This window comes from Streptococcus mitis (assembly GCF_005844455.1).
Classification (GTDB): Bacteria; Bacillota; Bacilli; order Lactobacillales; family Streptococcaceae; genus Streptococcus; species Streptococcus mitis_BF.
The window spans coordinates 1-8,297 of sequence record NZ_SPGF01000072.1; the positions used below are offsets into that span (position 1 = coordinate 1).

The window sequence follows — 8,297 nt, forward strand, 5'->3', positions numbered from 1 at the left end:
ACCGCACTTATGAACAAATTGCGGCTGATTTTGGCATTCACGAAAGCAACTTAATCCGTCGGAGTCAATGGGTTGAAGCAACTCTTATTCAAAGTGGTTTTACGATTTCAAAAACTCATCTTAATGCTGAGGATACGGTGATTGTGGATGCAACAGAGGTAAAAATCAATCGTCCTAAAAAAATCAACTAGCCAATTATTCTGGTAAAAAGAAATGTCATGCTATGAAGGCTCAAGCGATTGTCACAAGCCAAGGGAGAATTGTTTCTTTGGATATCGCTGTGAACTATTGCCACGATATGAAGTTGTTCAAAATGAGTCGCAGAAATATCGGACAAGCTGGTAAAATCTTGGCAGACAGTGGTTATCAAGGACTCATGAAGATGTATTCACAAGCGCAAACTCCGAGGAAATCAAGCAAACTTAAGCCACTAACTCTTGAAGATAAAGCCTATAACCATGTGCTATCTAAAGAGAGAATCAAGGTTGAGAATATTTTTGCCAAAGTAAAAACGTTTAAAATATTTTCAACAACCTATCGAAATCGACGCAAACGGTTTGGATTACGAATGAATTTGATTGCTGGAATTATCAACCGTGAACTAGGATTTTAGTTTCGCAGGAAGCCTAATGTAATAGGTACATATTGTGGTATACTAGTTATAGTAGATTTTAATTGCTTATATCGAGTGAATTCTCATATTAGTGAGGAATTTTTAAATGGAATTACACTTTAATTTAGAATTAGTAGAAACCTATAAAAGTAATAGCCAAAAGGCACGTATCTTAACGGAGGATTGGGTTTATCGTCAGTCTTATTGCCCTAATTGTGGGAACAATCCCTTAAATCATTTTGAAAATAATCGGCCTGTAGCAGATTTTTACTGTAATCATTGTAGTGAGGAGTTTGAACTAAAGAGCAAAAAAGGAAATTTTTCATCAACAATCAATGATGGTGCTTATGCAACGATGATGGAGCGTGTTCAGGCAGATAATAATCCTAATTTCTTTTTTTTAACTTATACAAAAAATTTTGAGGTAAATAATTTTCTGGTTCTTCCAAAGCAATTTGTTACACCGAAATCAATTATTCAAAGGAAGCCACTTGCGCCAACAGCTAGACGAGCAGGTTGGATTGGTTGTAACATTGATTTATCACAAGTACCTTCTAAAGGAAGAATATTTCTTGTGAAAAATGGACAAGTTAGAGATCCAGAAAAAGTTACAAAAGAATTTAAGCAAAGTTATTTTTAAGGAAGAACTCTCTTTCAGTAAGAGGTTGGACAATAGAAATTCTAAATTGTATAGATAAGATAGAGGGTTCAGAATTTACCCTTGAAGATATGTATCGTTTTGAAAGTGACCTAAAAAATATCTTTGTTAAGAACAATCATATCAAAGAAAAGATTAGGCAACAGCTTCAAATATTAAGAGACAAAGAAATAATAGAATTTAAAGGTAGAGGAAAGTATCGGAAATTATGAAAATTAAACAACTTGTTGCATCAGAAGAGGTGTATGATCTCTTAAAAGTCATCTGGCCTGATTATGAAACAGAGAGTAATTATGAAAACTTATGTGTAATGGTTTATACTTTATCAGACCCTGATTGTGTGAGGTGGTTATCTGAAAATATGGAGTTTGGTGATGAGAAACAACTTTCTTTATTGAATAAAAAATATAGCTGGGAATATGGAGATGAATTACCAGAGTGGTTGGAAAGCCCAAAACATAGATTATTGCTAATAAGTGAGTTATTGGAGAGAAACTTAAGATGAAAAACTATACAGTAGAAATTACAGAAACTCTAACCCGTTTAGTAAGTATAGAGGCTGAAAATCCAGATGAAGCGGAACGACTTGTAAGAGAAAAGTATAAGAGTTGTGAAATTGTTCTTGATGCAGATGATTTTCAGGACTATGAGACTAGCATATATGAGTAGATGTTTTTATTTTGTCACACAAAAAAGAGGCTTACACCTCTTTTTCTTATTTCTTTTTATGATTTAATACGGCATTGAGGACAATGGCGAGTAGGCTGGCTACGACGATTCCGTTTGAAAAGAACATTTGGAAGGCTGTTGGCATGCTGACAAAGAGATTACTGTTATTGAGTCCGACACCTGCAGCGATTGATACAGCTGCGATAAGGAAGTTGTGTTCATTGTTAGCAAAGTCGACGCGGGCGAGGATTTGCATCCCTTGAATAGATACAAAACCAAACATCACCAGCATAGCACCACCGAGGACAGGGCTCGGAATGATTTGTGCAAGGGCGCCAAACTTAGGAAGAAGTCCAAGGAGAACCAGGAAACCGGCTGCGTAGTAGATTGGTAGGCGTTTCTTGATGCCTGACAATTTAACCAAACCAACGTTTTGTGAAAATCCTGTGTAAGGGAAGGTGTTAAAGATTCCTCCGAGAAGTACGGCCAAACCTTCTGCGTGGTAACCGTTGCGAAGGCGCGTGCTGTCAATTGGGTCATTGGTAATATCAGACAAGGCCAGGTAAACACCAGTCGACTCAACCATAGACACCGTTGCGATGATACACATCATGACAATAGAGGAGATTTCAAAAGTTGGCATCCCAAAGTAGAGTGGAGTTGGGACATGGACAAGTGGTGCAGCTGCAACAGGAGAGAAGTCAACCAAGCCCATGCTAGCAGCAATGGCAGTTCCAACAACTAGACCAATCAAAATGGAGATCGACTTGATAAATCCTTTGGTAAAGATGTTGATCAAGAGGATGATCAGAACAGTGATGGCTGCAAGCAAGAGACTTTGACCAGTTGGCTCTGGGACGTTATTTCCCATATTTCCAATAGCGACAGGAATCAAGGTCAATCCAATCGTGGTAATGACAGAGCCCGTTACGATAGATGGGAAGAGATTGGCAACTTTTGAGAAGATGCCTGAAATCAGAATCACATAAATCCCTGAAACGATAAGGGCACCAAACATAGCACCGCTACCGTGGCTTTGACCAATCATAATCAAAGGAGCGACGGATTGGAAGGCAACTCCGAGAACGACTGGTAGTCCAATTCCGAAGTATTTGTTGAGTTGGAGTTGAAGGAAGGTGGCCACCCCACACATGAAGATATCTGTGGAGATTAGGTAGGTCAACTGCTCAGCTGAATAGCCAAGAGCTGTCGCAATCATAATAGGAACCAGGATAGAACCTGAGTACATTGCCAATAGGTGTTGAAGCCCTAAAATCGCAGCTTGTGAGTGTTTTTCTTGTTTTTGCATTAGAGATCTGCCTCCTTAAATACGACCTGACCGTTTTCAAAACGTTCCAAACGAGCCAGTGATAGGACTGGATACCCTGCTTTTTCAAGCAAATCACGACCATCCTGGAAAGATTTTTCAATCACGATACCAATCGCTTCAACTTTTGCTCCAGCTTGTTCGATGATTTGGATTAAGCCTTTGGCAGCTTGGCCATTAGCAAGGAAATCGTCGATAATCAAGACCTTGTCCTCTGGTGAGAGGAATTTTCCAGCGATGGAAACGGTGCTAGTCACCTGCTTGGTAAAGGAGTAGACTTGGGCAGTTAAGATACCTTCGTTCATGGTAATGTTTTTAGCTTTTTTGGCGAAAATCATGGGTACATTCAAGGCTTCAGCTGTAAAAACGGCTGGGGCAATGCCTGACGCTTCAATGGTCACGACCTTGGTAATACCAGCAGAAGCAAATTTTTCCGCAAAAACCTTACCAATCTCTCGCATCAAGCTAAAGTCAACTTGGTGAGTTAAAAAGGAATCCACCTTGAGAATGTTGTCACCCAAGATATGCCCATCCTTGAGGATGCGCTCTTCTAATAATTTCATAAGACCTCCTAAAGTCTAAAAGCTAATCCATTTGCTTGTTTAGAGTTTCTAGCAAGAAATAGAAAAAGGACCTACTTAATCTTTAAGTAAGTCCCCAAAATAGGCATGGCAAAAAGCCCATCCCCTCAAGCTAACTTACTTATTGTTAGGTGTTCCGGCACTTTGTAGAAACGTCGTGCCAATTCACGACATAAACAAGTAAAACGATCTTCAATTTTAAATAGGCTTGAGCCAATGTTTTTATTTTACACTAAATAACTTTAGAAATCAAATGTTTTGTTATTGTTTTGGGGTAAAAAACGAACAAATTGAAGAAAAATGGACAAAAATCAACTTATTGGCTAACATTTAGAAGATTTTTTATCATAAAAGGCATATTATCAAGATTTTTCAAGACTTGACAATATGCCTTTTTCTGATTTGAAAGATTTTTCCAGTCTCTATTTTTCTACTCGCTGAATCTTAAAAAATAACCATCTGGATCCAAAACTGCAAATTCATGAAGGTAAATAAAGCTATCTCCCACTCGAAATTCTCTTTTGGTCAGCGGACGATGGATAGGATAGTCAGCTTCCAGCAGTTTTTGGTGGAGCTGAGGGACATCTTCAATGCCAAAGGAAATATTGAAACCGCGCCCGAAAGGATAGGTTAGTTGGGTTAATTCTTCTGTGCTGCCTTCTTCTAGCATAAGTTGGCAGTCTTCAAGCGAGAGGAAGAGAAATTTCTCCTCTGGACGCTCGTATTCGACAGAAAATCCCAGCAAGTCGCAGTAGAAGTGGCGTGACTTTTCGAGGTCAGATACTACAAATTCAGGAATGACAGCTTGATAGTCCATTAGCTTTCTCCTTAGAGCTCAATCTCCATGACAATGGGTGTGTGGTCTTGGCGAGCACCTGAGTCAATCATATCAGATTTAGTGACCTTGTCAGCGATGCGGTTACTTGTTAGCCAGTAGTCGATTCTCCAGCCTGTATTGTTGATTTTGGAAGTCTTGCTGCGTTGTGCCCACCAAGTGTAGCGTTCTGGAACATCGCCGTGAATGTGGCGGAAGGTATCCGTAAATCCAGTTGCTAAAAGGTTGGTAAATCCAGCACGTTCCTCGTCGGTAAATCCTGGTGAACGGCGGTTGCTGGCAGGATTTGCAAGGTCGATTTCATTGTGGGCTACGTTGTAGTCACCAGTCGCAAGGACTGGTTTTTCTTTGTCTAGTTCAGCCAAGTACTCAGCATATTTGACATCCCAGACTTGACGTTCTTCCAAGCGTTTGAGGCCATCGCCAGCGTTTGGTGTGTAAACTTGGGTCACAAAAAATTCATCAAATTCTAGAGTGATGATACGGCCTTCTAAGTCCATGGTAGAAGGGGCACCAATTTCTGGGAAGCTGATAGTTGGTGTAAGTTCTTTCTTATAGAGGAACATGGTTCCAGCATAGCCTTTACGGGCAGGCTCTTGGGAAGAGCGCCACGTGTTTTCGTAGCCTGGGAAGAGTTCTTCTAAAATTTCCAAGTGTTTCTTTGTAGGCCCTTTGGCAGAAAGCTTGGTTTCTTGGATAGCAATGATATCAGCATTTTCGGCTACCAAGGTTTGTAGGACTTCTTGGGATAACTTAGCGCGATCTGAGTCACTAGTTAGGGCTGCATTGAGGGAATCAATATTCCATGAGATGAGTTTCATAGTATGTACCTTTTCTAGATGTATTTCTTATATTTTATCAAAAAAAAGTAAAGCCAGCGAGTTTCTAGTTTGGAAACTTATTCTTTATATTCTATCCTTAGAAAACAAAAACTCTTGAAACTATTTTGAAAAAAATCTAAATAGTTATTGTATTTAGAATGGAAAGGTGCATAATGTTATTTAGAAAAACATCTAAATAGAAAGCGAAGTGTACAAATATGTCAAATAAGAGAACAATCCTTCTTTTTGTAGTTTTGTCTTATGGACTTGCTTGGATAGTATGGTTGACACTATGGCTAAATGGTGTTGGTGTAAGTTCTCCATGGAGTCAGCTTGCTAGTATTGTAGCCATGTGGATGCCTGCGCTTGCAGTCTTTCTCTTAGGGAAAATCACGAATCAACCTAGTGGAATCAAATCTAAATTAGTCGTGAATCTCAAGAGGAACTGGAGCTTTTACTTACTAGCTATCTGGTTACCAGCAGTTATCAGTTTTTTAGGAGCAGGACTTTATTTTCTTGTATTTCCTAGCAATTTCAGCCTTGGTTTTGAATCTATTCAAGCTATTTTACAAGAAAAAGGAGTCCTTCAATCACCGATTCCCTTATCTTTCTTGGCTTTGATTCAAATCCTAGCTAGTTTGACCTACGCTCCTTTTCTTAATAGTTTCTTTGCATTGGGGGAGGAAATTGGTTGGCGGGGCTATCTTTACCCAGTGCTAAGAGGACGCTTTTCACTAGTCCAGACTCATGTCTTACTTGCTCTCATTTGGAGTCTATGGCATTTACCAATCAATTTGCAAGGATATAATTATGGCCTTACTTATTTTGCTTATCCTGTTTTGGGAGTTGTTGCGATGTTTCTATTTTGTTTTAGCGTAGGAATATTGTTGAGCTGGTTGTTGGAAAAGACAGGTTCTATCTGGGCTTCTGCCCTATTTCATGGGGCAATCGATGCAACTGCAGGTATTGGGTTACTCTTTCAATTACCAGGAGAAAAAGTTTCAAGCCTCTTGATTTTAGGCCCATCACCGACCGGAATGCTATCAGTTCTACCTTGCTTATTCTTAGCCCTACTAATATTACAAAGGGAAAGGAGGCATTATGGGTTTTGCAAATAGCTTTAAAGCCTTATCTCATCCAGTTAGGAGAGAGATTTTAAATTTACTCAAAGCAGGTAGATTATCTGCAGGAGAAATTGCCAGTCAATTCGAGTTGACTAATGCAACTATTTCACACCATCTCACGATTTTGAAAGCAGCGGATTTGATTCATGAAATGAAAGAAAAAAACTTTATTTATTATGAGTTAAATACATCGGTTTTAGAGGATATGATGGTGTGGTTAGCAGATTTGAAAGGAGATCTTTAGATGAAGGTAAAAATCAATAAGAAATTGCTATTATTTACGAGTATTCTCATCCTACTATCTTCCCTTGTAGGTTGTGTTTTCTGGTATCAATTGCCAGAGAAGATACCCACTCATTTTAATCTACTGGGTCAAGCAGATGGCTACAATCATAAAGTGTTTGCTATCTTTGGATTGCCTGCTCTCATGCTTTTGATGCATTGGTTGCTTCTATTTTTAATGATTAAGGATCCTAAATCTAGCAATATCAGTTCAAAAATACAAGTTTTGATTTACTGGATTATTCCTTTTGTATCTTGTCTATCAATGATTTCTATCTACGGAGAATCTTTGGGGTATTCCATGATGAGTGGGCTTCTAGCTCAGATTTTTATGGGAGTCTTGATGATCGTAATTGGAAATTATCTACCCAAAACACGCAAAAATTATATAATCGGTATTCGACTTCCGTGGACCTTGGAGAGTGATAAAAACTGGAGAAAAACACATCGATTAGCTGGAAAAATTTGGGTGTTAGGAGGATTGTTATTGTTTCTAAATTCCTTTGTTCAAATATATGTTTACTGGGTGTTTTTCTTGACACTTCTACTTGTGGTGTTGATGCCTGGTGTTTATTCATATCAATTATCAAAATCAGAATCTTGAAATAGCTATTGGAGTCATTAGTTTGAGAAGTTGGTCTGATATGCCTATTTCCCCAACGTATGGTTTGAAAAATCACCCTCTTTCATTTATAATTAAGAATGATTTTATGAAGGGAAATAGATGAAATTCTACTCTTATGGCTATGTACTCAGCCAAATCAGTCAGCAAAATGGAATTATGATTGGCTTTGGGATTGTGCTCCTAGCTATCACAGGATTTTTTGCTTTTAAGGCTTATCGAGATAAAAAAGGAACTAAATTTCGGGAATTGGTCATGATTTTGGCCTTGACTTTGGTGGCCATGCTTTTGGTGACAATCTCAAAATACCAGACAAATCAAGCCTCAAACAACCAATTTCAAACCTCCCTTCATTTCATAGAGGTTGTTTCCAAAGACTTGGGAGTGGATAAATCAGAAGTTTACGTCAACACTTCAGCAGCCACTGATGGAGCGCTTGTCAAGGTAGGTTCAGATTTCTACCGTGCCATGAACGGGAGCGAACCAGACAAGTATCTTTTAGAGAAATTAGAATTGCATCAAACAGACGCTATTGAATTGGTGGAGGTAAACAAATGACACTCAACTATATGGAAATTTTAATTAAACTGGCCTTGGGGCTCTTCTCGCTTGTTTTTGTTATCAATAGACTTGTTCGGTAACTCAAAAGTGGTATACTAAAGCTATGGAAACAACATACGAAAAAGCCTTAAAATTAAACTCAGAGAATTTCAAATTGTTGATAGGTGTTAAAAAAGCGACGTTTCAACTGATGCTTGATTGTCT

8 protein-coding genes, 5 pseudogenes and 1 riboswitch are annotated in these 8,297 nt (G+C 38.7%); of the genes and pseudogenes, 9 read left to right on the forward strand and 4 right to left on the reverse strand.

Translation table 11 applies throughout. The features are described 5' to 3' along the window. The 3 pseudogenes from FGQ53_RS10455 to FGQ53_RS12060 all read left to right on the forward strand — a co-directional run. Positions 1-613: pseudogene (locus FGQ53_RS10455) on the forward strand (IS5 family transposase); the annotation flags it as partial. 106 nt (positions 614-719) lie between these two features. Next, positions 720-1,483, forward strand: a pseudogene (locus tag FGQ53_RS10460) (DpnI domain-containing protein). Next, a pseudogene (locus FGQ53_RS12060) lies at positions 1,480-1,940 on the forward strand (DpnD/PcfM family protein). Before FGQ53_RS10460 ends, FGQ53_RS12060 begins: the two co-directional pseudogenes overlap by 4 nt. 46 nt (positions 1,941-1,986) lie before the next feature. On the opposite strand, the gene FGQ53_RS10475 reads toward FGQ53_RS12060, so the two are convergent. The 4 genes from FGQ53_RS10475 to FGQ53_RS10490 all read right to left on the reverse strand — a co-directional run bounded on the left by FGQ53_RS10475 (position 1,987) and on the right by FGQ53_RS10490 (position 5,504). Next, positions 1,987-3,249 (reverse strand): nucleobase:cation symporter-2 family protein, encoded by a 1,263-nt coding sequence (locus tag FGQ53_RS10475; protein ID WP_138338597.1) that lies wholly within the window; start codon positions 3,247-3,249, stop codon positions 1,987-1,989. Further along, positions 3,249-3,830, reverse strand: a complete 582-nt coding sequence (locus tag FGQ53_RS10480; protein ID WP_138338600.1) for a xanthine phosphoribosyltransferase — start codon at positions 3,828-3,830, stop codon at positions 3,249-3,251. Before FGQ53_RS10480 ends, FGQ53_RS10475 begins: the two co-directional genes overlap by 1 nt. Before the next feature lie 122 nt (positions 3,831-3,952). Beyond that, positions 3,953-4,048: riboswitch (purine riboswitch) on the reverse strand. Between the two features lie 230 nt (positions 4,049-4,278). Next, positions 4,279-4,665: a bleomycin resistance protein gene (locus FGQ53_RS10485; protein WP_138338603.1), complete on the reverse strand. Its 387-nt coding sequence runs from the start codon at positions 4,663-4,665 to the stop codon at positions 4,279-4,281. An 11-nt stretch (positions 4,666-4,676) separates the two neighbouring features. Next, a complete protein-coding gene (locus tag FGQ53_RS10490; RefSeq protein WP_138338606.1) occupies positions 4,677-5,504 on the reverse strand; it encodes an exodeoxyribonuclease III in 828 nt (275 codons plus the stop codon). A gap of 218 nt (positions 5,505-5,722) precedes the next feature. Between FGQ53_RS10490 and FGQ53_RS10495 the strand changes: the two genes are divergently transcribed. The 6 genes and pseudogenes from FGQ53_RS10495 to FGQ53_RS10520 all read left to right on the forward strand — a co-directional run. Next, a complete protein-coding gene (locus FGQ53_RS10495; RefSeq protein WP_138338609.1) occupies positions 5,723-6,622 on the forward strand; it encodes a CPBP family intramembrane glutamic endopeptidase in 900 nt (299 codons plus the stop codon). Further along, positions 6,606-6,872, forward strand: a complete 267-nt coding sequence (locus FGQ53_RS10500; protein WP_138338612.1) for an autorepressor SdpR family transcription factor — start codon at positions 6,606-6,608, stop codon at positions 6,870-6,872. Before FGQ53_RS10495 ends, FGQ53_RS10500 begins: the two co-directional genes overlap by 17 nt. Continuing rightward, positions 6,873-7,514, forward strand: a complete 642-nt coding sequence (locus FGQ53_RS10505; protein ID WP_138338615.1) for an SdpI family protein — start codon at positions 6,873-6,875, stop codon at positions 7,512-7,514. A gap of 120 nt (positions 7,515-7,634) precedes the next feature. Further along, a complete protein-coding gene (locus FGQ53_RS10510) occupies positions 7,635-8,090 on the forward strand; it encodes a DUF3290 family protein (protein WP_138338617.1) in 456 nt (151 codons plus the stop codon). Further along, positions 8,087-8,158: pseudogene (locus tag FGQ53_RS10515) on the forward strand (DUF421 domain-containing protein); the annotation flags it as partial. The gene FGQ53_RS10510 and the pseudogene FGQ53_RS10515, both read left to right, overlap by 4 nt. Before the next feature lie 38 nt (positions 8,159-8,196). After that, positions 8,197-8,297 (forward strand): annotated as a pseudogene (locus FGQ53_RS10520) (IS5/IS1182 family transposase); the annotation flags it as partial.

What these genes read in the sequence shown, in the direction of transcription:
- FGQ53_RS10480 (WP_138338600.1), bottom strand. Translation starts at nt 3,830, where the DNA reads ATGAAATTATTAGAAGAGCGCATCCTCAAGGATGGGCATATCTTGGGT.
- FGQ53_RS10495 (WP_138338609.1), top strand. Translation starts at nt 5,723, where the DNA reads ATGTCAAATAAGAGAACAATCCTTCTTTTTGTAGTTTTGTCTTATGGA.
- FGQ53_RS10500 (WP_138338612.1), top strand. Translation starts at nt 6,606, where the DNA reads ATGGGTTTTGCAAATAGCTTTAAAGCCTTATCTCATCCAGTTAGGAGA.
- FGQ53_RS10485 (WP_138338603.1), bottom strand. Translation starts at nt 4,665, where the DNA reads ATGGACTATCAAGCTGTCATTCCTGAATTTGTAGTATCTGACCTCGAA.
- FGQ53_RS10475 (WP_138338597.1), bottom strand. Translation starts at nt 3,249, where the DNA reads ATGCAAAAACAAGAAAAACACTCACAAGCTGCGATTTTAGGGCTTCAA.
- FGQ53_RS10505 (WP_138338615.1), top strand. Translation starts at nt 6,873, where the DNA reads ATGAAGGTAAAAATCAATAAGAAATTGCTATTATTTACGAGTATTCTC.
- FGQ53_RS10510 (WP_138338617.1), top strand. Translation starts at nt 7,635, where the DNA reads ATGAAATTCTACTCTTATGGCTATGTACTCAGCCAAATCAGTCAGCAA.
- FGQ53_RS10490 (WP_138338606.1), bottom strand. Translation starts at nt 5,504, where the DNA reads ATGAAACTCATCTCATGGAATATTGATTCCCTCAATGCAGCCCTAACT.